14 protein-coding genes and 4 pseudogenes are annotated in these 14297 nt (G+C 50.6%); 11 read left to right on the forward strand and 7 right to left on the reverse strand.

Going from position 1 to position 14297, the window contains the following annotated elements:
* Nucleotides 1-12: 12 nt before the first annotated feature.
* The 9 genes and pseudogenes from P378_RS16800 (at nucleotide 13) to P378_RS16840 (ending at nucleotide 8962) form a co-directional block, all read left to right on the forward strand.
* A complete protein-coding gene (locus tag P378_RS16800; protein ID WP_099084029.1) occupies nucleotides 13-1113 on the forward strand; it encodes an NADH-quinone oxidoreductase subunit D in 1101 nt (366 codons plus the stop codon).
* A gap of 20 nt (nucleotides 1114-1133) precedes the next feature.
* The gene (gene nuoH, locus P378_RS16805) at nucleotides 1134-2183 is read left to right on the forward strand and encodes an NADH-quinone oxidoreductase subunit NuoH (RefSeq protein ID WP_099084030.1); all 1050 of its coding nucleotides are present in this window, start codon (nucleotides 1134-1136) and stop codon (nucleotides 2181-2183) included.
* Between the two features lie 8 nt (nucleotides 2184-2191).
* Nucleotides 2192-2686: a NuoI/complex I 23 kDa subunit family protein gene (locus tag P378_RS16810; protein ID WP_099084031.1), complete on the forward strand. Its 495-nt coding sequence runs from the start codon at nucleotides 2192-2194 to the stop codon at nucleotides 2684-2686.
* A gap of 1 nt (nucleotide 2687) precedes the next feature.
* Nucleotides 2688-3206: an NADH-quinone oxidoreductase subunit J family protein gene (locus tag P378_RS16815; RefSeq protein ID WP_099084032.1), complete on the forward strand. Its 519-nt coding sequence runs from the start codon at nucleotides 2688-2690 to the stop codon at nucleotides 3204-3206.
* On the forward strand, nucleotides 3190-3507 hold the full coding sequence (gene nuoK / locus P378_RS16820) for an NADH-quinone oxidoreductase subunit NuoK (RefSeq protein WP_099084033.1): 318 nt from the start codon (nucleotides 3190-3192) through the stop codon (nucleotides 3505-3507). Before P378_RS16815 ends, nuoK begins: the two co-directional genes overlap by 17 nt.
* A gap of 24 nt (nucleotides 3508-3531) precedes the next feature.
* A pseudogene (gene nuoL / locus P378_RS16825) lies at nucleotides 3532-5464 on the forward strand (NADH-quinone oxidoreductase subunit L).
* Nucleotides 5465-6978 (forward strand): annotated as a pseudogene (locus tag P378_RS16830) (complex I subunit 4 family protein).
* Nucleotides 6979-8409, forward strand: a complete 1431-nt coding sequence (locus tag P378_RS16835; protein ID WP_099084034.1) for an NADH-quinone oxidoreductase subunit N — start codon at nucleotides 6979-6981, stop codon at nucleotides 8407-8409. It begins immediately after the preceding pseudogene.
* A gap of 184 nt (nucleotides 8410-8593) precedes the next feature.
* Nucleotides 8594-8962, forward strand: a complete 369-nt coding sequence (locus tag P378_RS16840) for a YraN family protein (protein WP_099084035.1) — start codon at nucleotides 8594-8596, stop codon at nucleotides 8960-8962.
* An 8-nt stretch (nucleotides 8963-8970) separates the two neighbouring features.
* Here P378_RS16840 and P378_RS16845 read toward each other — a convergent pair whose 3' ends face one another.
* The 6 genes and pseudogenes from P378_RS16845 to P378_RS23230 form a co-directional block, all read right to left on the reverse strand.
* Nucleotides 8971-9225, reverse strand: coding sequence for a hypothetical protein (locus tag P378_RS16845; protein ID WP_099084036.1), 255 nt, complete (start codon nucleotides 9223-9225; stop codon nucleotides 8971-8973).
* Nucleotides 9226-9527: 302 nt separating this feature from the next.
* Nucleotides 9528-10415, reverse strand: coding sequence for an MBL fold metallo-hydrolase (locus P378_RS16850; protein ID WP_099084037.1), 888 nt, complete (start codon nucleotides 10413-10415; stop codon nucleotides 9528-9530).
* A gap of 61 nt (nucleotides 10416-10476) precedes the next feature.
* A complete protein-coding gene (locus tag P378_RS16855; protein WP_238473371.1) occupies nucleotides 10477-10866 on the reverse strand; it encodes an SIR2 family NAD-dependent protein deacylase in 390 nt (129 codons plus the stop codon).
* Between the two features lie 40 nt (nucleotides 10867-10906).
* Nucleotides 10907-11812: pseudogene (locus P378_RS16860) on the reverse strand (IS200/IS605 family accessory protein TnpB-related protein); the annotation flags it as partial.
* Complete coding sequence (locus P378_RS16865; RefSeq protein ID WP_099084039.1) at nucleotides 11781-12440, reverse strand: IS607 family transposase; 660 nt, start codon at nucleotides 12438-12440, stop codon at nucleotides 11781-11783. The gene P378_RS16865 and the pseudogene P378_RS16860, both read right to left, overlap by 32 nt.
* A gap of 308 nt (nucleotides 12441-12748) precedes the next feature.
* Nucleotides 12749-12862: pseudogene (locus P378_RS23230) on the reverse strand (cupin domain-containing protein); the annotation flags it as partial.
* Between the two features lie 127 nt (nucleotides 12863-12989).
* On the opposite strand from P378_RS23230, the gene P378_RS16875 reads away from it, so the two are divergent.
* The gene (locus P378_RS16875; protein ID WP_099084040.1) at nucleotides 12990-13277 is read left to right on the forward strand and encodes a hypothetical protein; all 288 of its coding nucleotides are present in this window, start codon (nucleotides 12990-12992) and stop codon (nucleotides 13275-13277) included.
* A 57-nt stretch (nucleotides 13278-13334) separates the two neighbouring features.
* The gene (locus P378_RS16880; protein WP_099084041.1) at nucleotides 13335-13610 is read left to right on the forward strand and encodes a hypothetical protein; all 276 of its coding nucleotides are present in this window, start codon (nucleotides 13335-13337) and stop codon (nucleotides 13608-13610) included.
* Between the two features lie 163 nt (nucleotides 13611-13773).
* Here the strand turns inward: P378_RS16880 and P378_RS16885 are convergent, their stop codons facing one another.
* Nucleotides 13774-14100 carry a stalk domain-containing protein gene (locus P378_RS16885; RefSeq protein WP_099084042.1) on the reverse strand — a complete coding sequence of 109 codons (327 nt, stop codon included), beginning with the start codon at nucleotides 14098-14100 and terminating at the stop codon, nucleotides 13774-13776.
* Nucleotides 14101-14297 lie beyond the last annotated feature (197 nt).

A 14297-nucleotide genomic window follows, 5' to 3' on the forward strand; every position in this document is an offset into this window, starting at 1 on the left:
AGGTGACGGGCGTTGACCATTAAGACCGAAGAATTTCTGTTAAACCTGGGTCCCCAGCACCCCAGTACCCACGGGGTGTTCAGGATTGTTTTAACCCTGGACGGCGAAACCGTGGTAAAGGCGGTGCCGGTGCCGGGCTATTTGCACAGGGGCATTGAAAAGCTCGCCGAGTCCCGGACCTATACCCAGGTGATTCCTTACACCGACCGTCTGGATTACCTGACCGGCATGCTGATGAACTGGGGTTATGTTTATGCAGTGGAAAAGTTAATGGACGTGGAAGTGCCGGAGCGGGCTGAATATATCCGGGTTATCGTCGGGGAACTGGCCAGGATTGCCAGCCACCTGGTGGCCACCGGCGCCTACGCCGCCGATATCGGAGGACTGACCGGCTTTATTTACACCTTCCGGGACCGGGAAGAAATCATGGACCTGCTTGAAATGATCAGCGGTGCCCGGTTGACCCCCAGCTACATGCGCATCGGCGGTGTGGCCGACGACATTCCGGAGGGTTTTATCGAGAAGTGTCGCAAGTTTATTGATTACCTGCCCGAAGCCATTGAAGAATATAACGGGTTAATCACCGGCAACGAGATCTTTCAGGCCAGAACTAAGAATGTGGCTGTTTTATCAGCAGAGAAGGCCATTGACATGAGTCTGTCCGGCCCGGTCCTCAGGGCTTCAGGGGTGAATTACGACCTCCGCAAGGCCAGACCCTACGGCGTATATGAGCGCTTTGAGTTTGAAGTGCCCCTGGGCACCAAAGGAGACTGTTTCGACCGTTATTATGTTCGCCTTTTGGAGATGGAGCAGTCGGCCAAAATAATTCGTCAAGCCCTGGACCAACTGCCCGAGGGTCCCATTAAAGGAAAGGTCCCCAAGGTGATTAAACCGCCGGTGGGTGAGGCCTACGCCGAAATTGAAAGTTCCAAGGGGATCATGGGAACCTATGTGGTCAGTGACGGCAGCACCAAACCCTACCGGGTGCATTTCCGCCGCCCGTCCTTTGTGAATTTAGGCTACCTGGATGAAATGCTGCGGGGCTGGAAAATTGCCGATGTGATTGCCATTCTGGGCAGCATTGACATCGTTTTGGGTGAAGTAGACGCGTAGAAAGTGGGGAGTGAGGCAGAGTGGAGAACCTCTTTGTAAATATGGCCAGCGGGATGCGCTCCCTGCTGGCATCCGCCGGCCTACCCGATGCGGCAACGGATTTTGTCCTGATGTTCCTGAAGTTAGGCGCCATTCTGGTTTACATTTTAATCAGCGCCCTCTGGCTGGTGTACATGGAAAGAAAGGTATCCGCGTACATGCAGTGCCGCATCGGTCCCAACCGGGTGGGCCCGCTGGGATTGCTGCAGACCACCGCGGATATAGGCAAATTGATCAGTAAGGAGATTATTATACCCCGCTGTGCGGATAAAAAACTGTTTTTACTGGGACCCATTTTAATTTTTATGCCGCCCCTGGCGGTCTTTGCGGTAGCCCCCTTCGGCAAAGACATGGTGGCCATCGATATGAATATCGGTGTCTACTATTTCCTGGCGGTGGCCTCCCTGTCCACCGTTATCGTCTGGATGTCCGGCTGGGCCTCCAACAATAAATACTCCCTCATCGGCAGTATGCGGGTGGTGGCCCAGATGGTCAGCTATGAAATGCCTTTGATCCTGTCCATCGTGGGGGTCATCATCCTCACCGGCACCCTGAACATGAGTGAGATTATCGTAGCCCAGGAAAACGTTTGGTTTATCTTTTTACAACCCCTGGGGTTTTTGGTTTATTTGATTGCCGGCGTAGCAGAAACCAACCGGGCTCCCTTTGACCTGGTGGAAGGGGAGTCGGAGATCATTTGCGGCCCCTTTACCGAGTACAGCGGGATGGGGTTTGCCATGTTTTTCCTGGCGGAATATGCCAATGTGGTTCTGGTATCCGTCATGGCCACCACGCTGTTTTTAGGCGGCTGGCACGCGCCCTTTAGTCTTACTTTTATTCCCTCCTGGATCTGGTTCCTGCTCAAGGTCTATGGCATGATTTTCCTCTTCATGTGGTTCCGCTGGACCTATCCCCGTATCCGGGTGGACCAGTTGATGGAATTTGGCTGGAAGGTGCTGGTGCCTCTTTCCATTGCCAATATTTTCGTAACCGGCATCGGTAAATACCTGTACCAGACCATAAGGTGGTGATCTAGCGCATGGCAAAAGGACTTATAAAAGGATTGGGGATTACGTTAAATCGTTTTTTTAAACCCAAGGTTACGGTGCAGTACCCCGAGGAGCGCCTGCCCCTGCCGGACCGTTTTTACGGCAGGCCGGAATTTTATTACGACAAGTGCATTGCCTGCAACCAGTGTGTGCATGCCTGCCCCAACCGGGTGATTAAGCTGGAAACCGAGACGGTGGATAAGAAAAAAGTGGTCATAAAATACGATTTTGACCAGCAGTACTGCCTGTTCTGCGGCCTGTGTCAGGAAGCCTGCCCCAAAGACGCCATCAAATTTACCAAGGACTTTGAACTGACCCAGTATAACCGCCCGGACATTAAAATTGAGTTTGTGAAGCCGGAACAGGTGGAGAGAAAGAAAGCGGAAATCAAAAAAGCCGCCGCTGAAAAGGCGGCTGCCGAGGCGGCCAAAGTAAAGGAACAAGAGGAGCAAAACCCGGCGGCAGCGGGCAAGGAGGGGAGTTAAGGTGGAAAATATCTATAGTTTTATTGCCTTTATCCTGCTCAGCGGCATGGTCCTGGGTTCCGCCCTGCTGGTGGTCACGTTGAAGAACCTGGTTCACAGCGTGCTCTGGCTGATTGTCACCTTCATTGGGGTGGCAGGGATCTTTCTCCTGCTGAACGCGGACTTTGTGGCGGCGGTTCAGGTGCTGGTTTATGCCGGTGCGGTATGCATTATGATCGCCTTTGGCGTCATGCTGGTGCAGAGAATTGACATGGCCAACTCCAACCCGGTCAACTGGCGTTTTAAAATTGCCGCACCTTTGGTAGGCGGACTGTTCATCGTCATCGGGCTGCTGACCGCCAGGGCCCAGTGGGTGGTGGCCGGCCAGGAGGTGCCGGAGAAAACGGTGCAGAACCTGGCCCCCATTTTAATGCAGGATTTTGTCATTCCCTTCGAAGTGGCGGCCATTTTGCTGACCGTGGCCTTAACAGGCTCCCTGGTGCTGGTGAAGGAGGTGAAGGCAAATGGCGACAGGTCTTAATCCTTCTTATTTTATCGCCCTGAGTGCGGCCCTCTTTGCCATCGGGTTGTACGGCGCCATTTCCAGAAAAAATGCCATTGCAGTGCTCATCTCCATTGAATTGATGTTAACAGCGGTGAATATTAACCTGGTGGCTTTTAACAAATTTCTGACCCCGGAAGCTTTTATCGGCCAGATTTTTGCCATCTTCGTCATTACCGTGGCAGCGGCGGAAGTGGGTTTGGGATTGGCCATTGTCATTGCCATTTACCGCAATCGCAAATCGGTTGACCTTGATGATTTTGATTGGATGAAGTGGTAGGGGTGGAAGGTAGGTGTTAACGGAATGGTTGAGTTTGCTTTACGTCATGCCTGGTTGGTGCCCCTGTTGCCGGCCCTGGCCTTTGCGATGATCGTCTTTCTGACCAGACCCTGGCCAAAACTGAGTTCGGCGGTCTCTATCGCGGCAATCTTCTCGTCCTTTGTTTTGTCATCGGCCATTGCTACGGGGTGTTCACCAATCCGGCATTTATCGAAAAACCGCTGGTTTATTTCCTGCGCTGGTTTGGCATGGAAGGGTTTACAGTGCATGTGGGGGTCATGCTGGACCCCACCTCCACCATGATGTTGTTTATGGTATCCCTGGTGGCCACCTTGATTCAAATTTACTCCACCGGTTACATGGAGGATGATCCGCAGTACTCGGTATTTTTCTCTTACCTCTCCCTGTTTGCCGCCTCCATGCTGGGACTGGTGATCTCCAGCAACCTGCTGCAGATGTTTGTGATGTGGGAACTGGTGGGGCTGTGTTCATTTCTCTTAATCGGCTTTTACACCTTTAAAATATCCGCCCGGGAAGCGGCGAAAAAAGCTTTTATGACCACCCGCATCGGTGACTTTGGGATGCTGCTGGGTCTGCTGTTTTTGCAAATTGTTTTTGGTACACTGGATTTAACGGAGCTGACCCAAAGGGTGCCGGCCTACGAGCAGTTCGGCATTTCCCTGGGGCTGCTGACCCTCATTGCCATCCTGGTGTTTATCGGTCCCATCGGTAAGTCTGGTCAGTTTCCGCTGCACGTCTGGCTGCCCGACGCCATGGAAGGCCCTACCCCGGTATCTGCTTTGATCCACGCCGCCACCATGGTGGTGGCAGGTGTTTACCTGGTGGGCAGAACCCTGTTCCTGTTTGCTGAAGTCCCCGGCGCTATGGAAGTCGTGGCCTTTACCGGCGCCTTCACGGCGTTGTTTGCGGCCACCATTGCCATTACCCAGAGGGAAATTAAGCGTATTTTGGCCTACTCCACGGTATCCCAACTGGGCTATATGATGCTGGCCCTGGGGGTGGGCAGCCTGTCCGCCAGTATGTTCCACCTCTGGACCCACGCCTTCTTCAAAGCGCTGATGTTCCTGGGGGCCGGTTCGGTACTGCATGCCCTGCATCACAAGGCAGACGTCTGGGATATGGGCGGCCTGATTAAAAAGATGCCCATCACCGGCTGGACCTTTGTTGTCGGGGGGCTGGCCATTGCAGGGATTCCGCCCTTTGCCGGGTTTTGGTCAAAGGACGAAATATTAGCGGTAACGATGCAGTATGCCACACATGGCCACATCCTGGGCTACCTTCTGTTCTTTATGGCAGCCTTCACGGCCTTTCTGACGGCCTTCTATATGTGGCGGATGATTTTCCTGGCCTTCTTTGGTAAGGAGAAACCGGAAAACCATCCCCATGAATCTCCCTGGAACATGGCTTTTCCCCTGATCGTTTTAGCGGTTTTATCCACCGTGGGCGGTTTAATCGGCACTCCCTGGGCCAACTACTGGGGTGAGTGGATCCATTTCGGTCAGCCTCACCACGGGGAACCCGCCATTGGTTTAATGCTGCTGTCGGTATTTCTGGGCGTGGCCGGCATTGGCCTGGCTTACATTTTTTACTATAAGGACGAAGAAAAGCAAAGGGTTAAACAGCTGGCTGAGCGTTATCAAACCCTCTACAGGATTTCCTATAACAAGTACTATGTGGACGAATTGTACCAGTGGTTTACCCGGTCCGTGGTGGATGCCGGCGCAGGGTGCTGTACTGGTTTGACATCCACGTGGTGGATGGCATTGTGGACGGCCTGGCCGGAATTACCCGGACTTCCGGCAAGGGTCTCCGTTACTTGCAGACAGGGAAACTGCAGACCTATGCCCTGGTGTTCTTCCTGGCCGTACTGGTTATCACGGTGGTGCTGGCCTTTGGCAATCCCACTTCGGCCGGTATCCTGGGAGGTGGTAAATAGATGAATATCCCGGTATTAACGTTGACCTTGCTGGCCCCTATTATCGCTGCTCTGATCATTGTCTTTATTCCCAAAGAAGAAGAGAAGCTCTGCAAGTGGGTGGCGGCCCTGGGAACAGGGGTTGCCCTGGCCCTTAGTCTTTATGTGTATTTTGGCTATGACCAGTCTGTGGGCGGCTTGCAGTGGGTTGATTTCGGCAGGCCCGTTCCCTGGATTCGTGATTTGGGTGTTTCCTACTACATGGCGGTGGACGGCTTAAGTTTACCCATGTTGCTGCTGACCAACTTGATTGGTTTTGCCGCGGTCTTTGCCTCCTGGAATGTCAGCCACCGGGCCAAGGAACTCATGATTTACCTGCTGGTTCTCATTGCGGGCGTCATGGGGACCTTTATCGCCCAGGATTTATTTATCTTCCTGTTATTCTACGAGGTTGTGGTGATCCCCATTTACATTATGGTGATTATCTGGGGGAGCTCCAAGCGGGTCACCAAGGAATACGCCGGCATGAAGCTGACCATCTACCTGCTGATCGGGTCGGCCTTCCTGCTGGTGGGTGTCATCGCTACCTTTGTTGAGTCGGTAGCCATCACAGGTACGCCCAATATGAGTTTTGAGGGGCTGGCCCGGGTGGCCTTTCCGGAAGAGTTTCAGATCTATATGTTTGGCTTGATGCTGCTGGGCTTTGGTTCGCTGCTCTCCATGTGGCCTTTCCACTCCTGGTCACCGGACGGCTATGCCGGCGCTCCCACCGCCGTATCCATGATCCACGCCGGCGTGCTGAAAAAGATCGGGGGCTACGGCTTAATCCGGGTGGCAATTTTCGTCTTGCCCCTGGGCGCCAAGTTCTGGGCTCCCTGGATTGCGGTGCTGGGGGTCATCGGGGTGGCCTATGCCGCCATGGGCGCGCTGGCCCAGAAGGACCTCAAATATCTTGTGGGTTACTCGTCAGTCTCCCACATGGGCTATGTTTTACTGGGTGTCGCTTCCCTGGGGGTGATCGGGGTCAACGGGGCGGTGGCCAATATGTTTGCCCACGGGGTGATGGCGGCACTGTTCTTCTCCATGATCGGGTTCATTTACGAGAAAACCCACACCCGCTGGATTCCGGACCTGGGCGGCTTGTCCCACCAGGCGCCCCGCTGTCGGTGGGATTCATGATGGCGGCCATGGCTTCCCTGGGATTGCCCGGTTTAATCAGCTTTATCCCGGAGTTTACCATTTTCGTGGAGTCCTTCAGGGTCTTTGGCTGGCTGGCGGTGCTGGCCATTGCCGGTATCATTATCACGGCGCTGTATGTGCTGCGGGCAGGAGCCAATACCTTGTTTGGTCCGGCCCGAGAGGAATACAACCACGTTAGGGATATCAGGGGCCCGGAACTGGTACCGCTGGTGGTGCTTGGCGGTGTCCTGGTGCTCGGCGGGATTCTTCCCTCGCTTCTCTTTGATATGGTGAACAGCGGGGTGGCGCCCATTATGGCACATATTCAGGAAGCCCTGCAGATAGGGGGGAGATAAATGAACTTTGACTTTTCCCTTTTAACAACCGAACTGGCCATGTTTGTACTCGGGTTAACCACCTTTGTGCTGGGTCTGGTGGCTCCCTCCGCCTCCCGCAGGGGGTTGGGCAGCTTCGCTGTGCTGGGTCTCCTGCTGGTGCTGGTAATTACCGTCGTCAACTGGTCCAACCAGGGAGAACTGCTGAACGGCATGTACCTGGTGGACGGTTACGCCAATTTCTTCAAGATGATATTCTTAACGGCAGCCATCCTGGTGATTTTCGGTTCTTTCCGGTATATCGACCAAAACGTCGGCAATCACTTCGAATATTATTCCACCGTCATCTTTGCCACCCTGGGCATGGTCGTCATGGTCTCCGCAGGGGACTTTATCACCCTGTACCTGGGCATGGAACTGATGACCATCTCCTTCATTATCCTGGTGGCCTTCCGTTTCATTGAGGCGAAATCCCTGGAGGCCGGCATGAAATACCTGCTGCTGGCCGCCATGTCCTCGGCGGTTACCCTTTACGGTTTAAGCTTGGTATACGGGGCAACCGGAACCATCATCATCGGGCAGGTTGCTCAGGCCGTTGCCAGGGGGGGAGCAGACCCGCTCCTGATCGTGGGGCTGGTGATGCTGGTGGCGGGTCTTGGCTTTAAAGTAGCGGCTGTACCTTTTCATATGTGGTCCCCGGACGTTTACGAAGGCGCGCCGACACCGGTGACCTCCTTCCTGGCGGTGGGTTCCAAGGCAGCTTCCTTTGCGATTTTACTCCGGTTATTTTTAGGAGGTTTCGCAGGGGTGCATGACCGGTGGGCTCTGCCGGTGGCCGTCCTGGCTGCCTTGAGCATGCTGATCGGCAACCTGGTGGCCATTCCCCAAACCAATATCAAAAGAATGCTTGCTTACTCCAGCATTGCCCAGGCCGGCTATATCCTGGTTGGCTTGGTGGCTGCCACGGAAGCGGGCATCAAGGGCGTCATGTTTTATGCTTTCCTTTATGTCTTTGCCACCGTGGGAGCCTTTACGGTGGTGGCGGCGGTCTATAATAAGATTCAGAGCGACGAAATTGCCGACTATGCCGGTTTGGCTCAAAGGGCGCCGCTGGCGGCTACCGTCATGCTGGTTTGCCTGCTTTCCATGGCCGGCATACCGCCCCTGGCGGGTTTTGTGGGCAAATTCTACCTGTTTCAAACCGTGGTGGAAGGGTATATGTGGCTGGTTTACCTGGGCTTGATCATGAGCATGGTGTCGGTATACTACTACCTGCGGGTGGTGCTGGTCATGTTCCGGGATGATCCCAAGGACCCGTCTCCCATCGAAATGGGCAGCGCTGCGACCCTAACTCTTTTTATCACCCTGGTGACCACCATCGTACTTGGCATCTACCCCGGCCCCCTGGCGGAAATGGCCAACATGGCGGCCCAGTCCTTCTTCCTGCATTAGGCAAATCAATTTAGGTACAAGAAAATCTCCCGCATGCTGTGGTCGGTGGGAGATTTTTCTGTTTTTCGGAGCCGGGTTAAATTGCCTAATAATAAACTATTATCGTTAATCTTGAATTTAAAGGGAAAACCATGCATTGTCCAGAAAGAGATAATAGATTCTTTCCGGGAAAGAGGTAACAAAGGTGAAATTAAACAGAAAAGAATTGGGAAACAGGGGAGAAGAGGAGGCCGGCAAATTCCTTTGCGGGATGGGCTGGCAGGTCCTTGAAAAAAACTATCGCTGCCGAATTGGTGAACTGGATATCGTGGCCAGGGATACCACCGGTGCGCTGGTATTTGTGGAGGTGCGCTCCCGCAGCGGTGTAAGTCACGGTTTACCGGAAGAGAGTGTGGATTACAGAAAGCAAAACAAGCTCAGGATGCTGGCCCAACAATACCTGCTGGCCCGCCCAAAGCTTGCCAATAGTTCCTGCCGCTTTGACGTGGTGGCAGTTTATTTCGATGAAGATGGAAAGAAAAAATTCATCAGACATATTCCCAATGCCTTGTAGACAGCTAACTAACTACCCTGGGCGTATCTGCAGAACTTCTTGCACTCCGGTTTGAAAAAGGGCGAGATGCAGTCTTCAGGGTAACCCGGCAGGCTTTCATAACACGCCGGAATGTTCTTCGGCCGGGAATAGGCACAGGCAACACAGGCCGGCGTGCAGCCATATCGTAAACAGGCCGTTCCACGGGTCCCGAAACCAAACTCCTGGTAGCAGCTTGGGGGACAATCACATCGATGATAGTTTAGATTTGGTCCGCCACCCATTCAAGGTCCTCCTTATGATAAAAATTTATTTCCCCGGTCTTTTAAATTGAATGGTTCCCAGGACAAAAAAGGCGATACCCAGGAGACCAAACTCAACTTTCTGATCCACAAAGAAACTTATAATAATAAATATTATTCCGGTGGTCCGTAATGATTTCGAAATGCTTGGGCGTTCCCGCTGCACGATCGATCACCTCTGGTACTAATTTTAGCCTATGTTAACACGTACAGGTGAAAAAGAAAAGGGTTGGGCTGAAACAAAACCCCAACCAATTACTATACCCTATTGGTATTCCGGTCTTTTATTTGTGCCACAATAACCGGTTATCCTGAATCGTTGTTTTAGCGCATCCCTGTTCATATAAATAACTTAGAAATGCCATAACGGCAGTACGGTACAGAAAAAATAACCCGGGGTTGGCTGCCGTAACACCCAGGTGAGAGCATAATTGAGCCACCAGTTCCTCCGCTTCCCAAGGCTCGGAAAGCCAGCTCTCGATTCGTTCGATCAGCTTTACCACTTTGCTGCGATTGTATTCGATATCGGAAGTAATATTCTGAGACGGTTCCCCGTGCGAGGGGACATACCATTGACAGGTTAAAGATGCTAACCTTTCCAGGCTTTCCAGGTATTCCTGGATATCCACATTGTAAGGAATGCCGTGTTTTTCCAGTAGATTACCGCTTATGTAAGCATCTCCCGCAAACAAAACCCCGTTATACAGCACCCCGATTTGATCCACGCTATGCCCGGGCAGGGCAATAATCTCCAGGGGCAGCCCGCAGACAGCGGCAGGGCCGGCCTGTAGTATTTCGCCCACTGTACTGGGCTTGGCCAGCAGAAACTTGTTGCGCATCTCCTTCCAGGGGTAGGCGCCTCCCGTCAACATGCAGGGTTCATACAGCGGGTTTTCGATAAAAGGAGTTTCCAGCGGTGAGGCATGGATCACTGCGCCGGTGCGAGCGGCTATAAAAGGGTTTCCCCCGATATGATCCGCATGGGAATGGGTATTAATAATCGCTTTTATGTGAAAACCTTCGTTTTCCACTTCTCGCATGAGTTTTCTGGCTACGGATTCGTCAATGCCTGTATCAATGACTACGGCATCCCCGGCGTCCGAAGTGATGACGCCTATATTGGTCGGTGCTTTAAAGACATAAACTAAATCCTTTATTTTTGTCAGTGCCAACGTGAGTCCTCCTTGAGATTCGAATCTTTCCAATTCCACCATTTCAGTAATTCTCTCATAATTATTTGCCCTGGAAATAAGGCCCCTGCAGGTCCTTCAGTGCCCTTGCAAGATCACCCAGCACCTGGCTGGCCGGTTCACGAAAAACCAGTTCTGCAGTTTCATCCCGGGGAGTGGGTTCCCGGTTGATAATGACCACCTGCCGGGACAGGTCAGGCAGGCTTGCCACCGGCTGAACCTGCAAACTGCTGCCGATAATCAGAAGCAGCTGGCAGCCGGACATCACCTTTTGAGCGGTATAATAGTCACGGGGCATGGGGTCGTCGAACAGCACCACACGGGGACGCAGCAGCCCGTCACAACGGTCACAGAAAAAATCCCGGTAAAGCCGCGTTATTTCGTACTCTGTGCAGCAGGACAGACAATAACAGCTTCTTAAATTGCCGTGCACTTCCCAAACCCGGGTTGACCCGGCGGCCTGGTGCAGCCCGTTCTCCCTGTCTTAACCACTGGCTGCCCCGGTACTGCCCCAGGCAGTCTGTCAGAGCCACCCCTAAGCCGTCAGGGTTGGTATCTACCCCAACAGCGCCATGGGCATGATAGGGAACCGGAACATCTTCTTCGATGGTGACATGGATATAGTACCTGCCGTCCTTACGGATTATTTCTACCTGGTAGGCGGCACCTGTTTTGAGGTAATCCAAAACCATCTGCCGGTAGTTTCGACCATTGATTTTACCTGTCTTTTTGGAAGGTTTATGGGCCAGGTAAACCGGAACGGTGATACGCTTGTATCGGCCTGTGCCGGTTGGCTCGGCGGCTATATCCAGGTAGATTTGTCCGTTCATCTCGTACAGGCGTGTGTTCAGGTTGCCGCCCTTGGTCTTGTCTCCCCGGGACAGGTAACGGTTACTTCTGGCTTCCTGCCACTCTTCCCCRSTGATATTGCCTTTACATCTTKCCWGAAAMAGTTTYYTKCCRCCGAAAACAACTGCCGGAAAGGTCTTGCCCTCCAGGTGTTTTTGCCAATAAGACAGCTTTCTTTGTTCTTTCTCCAGCCGTTTTTGCAGGTTGGCTTTTTTCTTGGGTGATTTGGCTTTGGCTATTCGCTTTTGGGTAAATTCTACTTTGGCCCGGGCATTTTCGTAGTGTAACTTGACCAATTCATGCTGGCTTTTGATGGTGCTTTGGGCATCATACACCGCATCGTTGGCCTGGCGGGAGTTGAAGTTAAACTTGACCTGTATGCTTTGACGGACATCCTGGACTCCTTTGCCTTCCAGTAATCTTTTAAAGCTCCACCTGACTGCTGCACAGTAACGGGCCATGAGGTTATCGAGGTAGGTTTGTTGGGTTTCGGTAAGTTCAAGGATTACTCCCATTGCCGTCGTTTTCACCGGCAGCCACCTCGCTTTCAATGACCTGCACCAGCTTTTTTGCCACTCTACCGCCGCGTTTTCCGTAAAGTCTGGCTGAAAAACTGGTTACTATGGCTATCATGTCTTCTACCAGTTCTTCTTGCGGTTCTTTATTGGGCCGGTCATCTACTTCTTCGATAACCACGTTAAATTGTCGGCAAAATTCTTTGAGATACTTGTAACCAAAACGGGCTATACGGTCACGGTATTCTATGAGAACAATATCTACTTGACCACCGGCGATAATTTTTAATAGTTTGCTGAGTTCTTTACGGTTTTCGTTTAACCCGGAGGCAACTTCCTGATACTCTGCAACTACAACATATTTCCTGCGCTTGGCGATTCCTTGCAATCGCTCCAATTGTCGGATTAAGTTCCCGTTGTCAGCCTGTTTTTTAGTAGAAACTCTGGCATATATAGCACAACGATTTCCTTTAATTTCTACAGTTTTACCCATAACAGCAAGCAGTTCGCTTTCGTCATACCGACGATGACCGCCAGCAGTTTTTATCGGATGTATAATCCCTTCTCTTGACCATCTGTGAAGGGTACTGATGTGCAAATTGTATAATTTTTTAACCTCTTTTGCTGTTAAATATTTTCTCATTATTAACCACCTCTGTTACCATTGTAACATATTTTGGTTAATAATGGCTATGATTAACTATCTTTGCATAAGTATTTTGGAAGCTGTTTTAACCTCCTTTTATGAAATACTTAACTAAAAATAGACGATTTGTTCAGGCTATAAAAACATTCACCGTTGGATCAAAAATAAAGGACGACTATTTCTGTGTCGCCGCTTAAAGTCTACAAAATATTAAATTACACATCGCCTTCCACAGGCACAATGCAAATAAAAGAAAACTCCTGTTCACCTTTGTTCATAAATTGATGCTCCGCCCCACCGGGAACCTAAGCGATGGAACCTGGTTCCAGGGAATGTTCTTCTCCTGCCAAAAACAAGGTACCTTTGCTGCTGACTACATAGTTAATGTGCGGCCAGGTATGAGAGTGGCGAGGATATGACTGTTGGTTGTAAGAGAATTAATGAAAATGTAATATTTGTAATGCAATAGAATTACTGTTAACTTTTGGGCATAACTTCCGATAACCAATCTCAAAGGGGCAAGTAAAAAGTAGGGGGGGAGTGCTGATGAAAAAACAAGTCTTTGGTTTGTTCGTTGTCTTTCTTATGCTAATCGGATGTTCAGCCCAAACAAGTGATAATCCCGACAAAACAACTGCTCAAAAAGCCAATGAACAAAGCCAGGAGGCTAAGCATCCTGAACTGCCACCTGTGAAGGTAAAACCAGAACAGCCTGAGATTGTTGGGGACGACCTTGCCCAGGGTGCTGCTCCCAAGAAACCGAGTGCTGGAAATCTATTCGACCCCCTAAAAATTAAGGCAGGGGATACAATTGGCGGGATTCTGTTCAGGTAGGCAGTATCCCGGGTATTAAGGATCACCCGGCCACTTGTCATATTTTCTGGAGAAGCAATGTTAAGCGGGAAATATATCTGTCATGACAACGATGGGTTTCTGGGATCGTCAATTGTTTTCGAGGTGGACAATAAATCGAAAAACTTTCTGCCCAAGTTGGTTTACGACAACAGATTTATCTGGTTTGTTTTCAGCAATTATGAGGAAGCGGTGAAGGCTTTTGGAAAGCCTGGCTCCAGGGGTGAGGCGACGATCGTGATTGATGATTATACCATTCGTTATAAACATACGGATACTTATAACGAGGCAAAACTCGTAAGGGTAATTCAATAAATTTCTAATCAGTAAGATTTGTTAATGTATGGAGGAATGATAAGGTTAATCAATTTTAATAAGATAGACCCACCGGATACTGGTCCGGTAGGCCTACTTTGGGAGAATTTATTAGAGATGTTCAAGTATTATTATTAGATTTATAAGGAACTGCAGATGATCGTTAAGTAGTGCCGGGTGTTCTTATTAGGATAGCTTTGCTTTGCTCGTCCCACTTTACTTCATAACCAAATGCTTCTGCTATCCAGCGAGCCGGCAGATAGGTACGACCATTCTTCATGATGGGCGCTACATCCAGGTCTACTACAAGATCACCCTTGATCGCTTGGTCAATACCCACTTGCATCTGGAGTATAGTATCACCTAATTTCAGTGTTACTATTTCAAGAGCATTGTCCCATTTAATATCTTGATCTGTTACGCCACATGCATATGCAAGGTAACGAATGGGTACATAGGTACGATTGTTTTCAATATGGTGGCTAAAGATGTCAAGACATTTTTTTGAACTTGTTTAAGGTGGTTTTTCTCCCTCCTTTGTGTATTTTATAAGAAAAATATTACCATTAAAACCATTTATTAACTGGTAATTAAGTAAATTTTTCCCATGCAATACTACTGCAAAAGAAAGTTGACCATAAATGTTGATAACTTTTCCTTCCACACTAATGTACCGATATTTCACGC

The organism is Desulforamulus profundi, assembly GCF_002607855.1.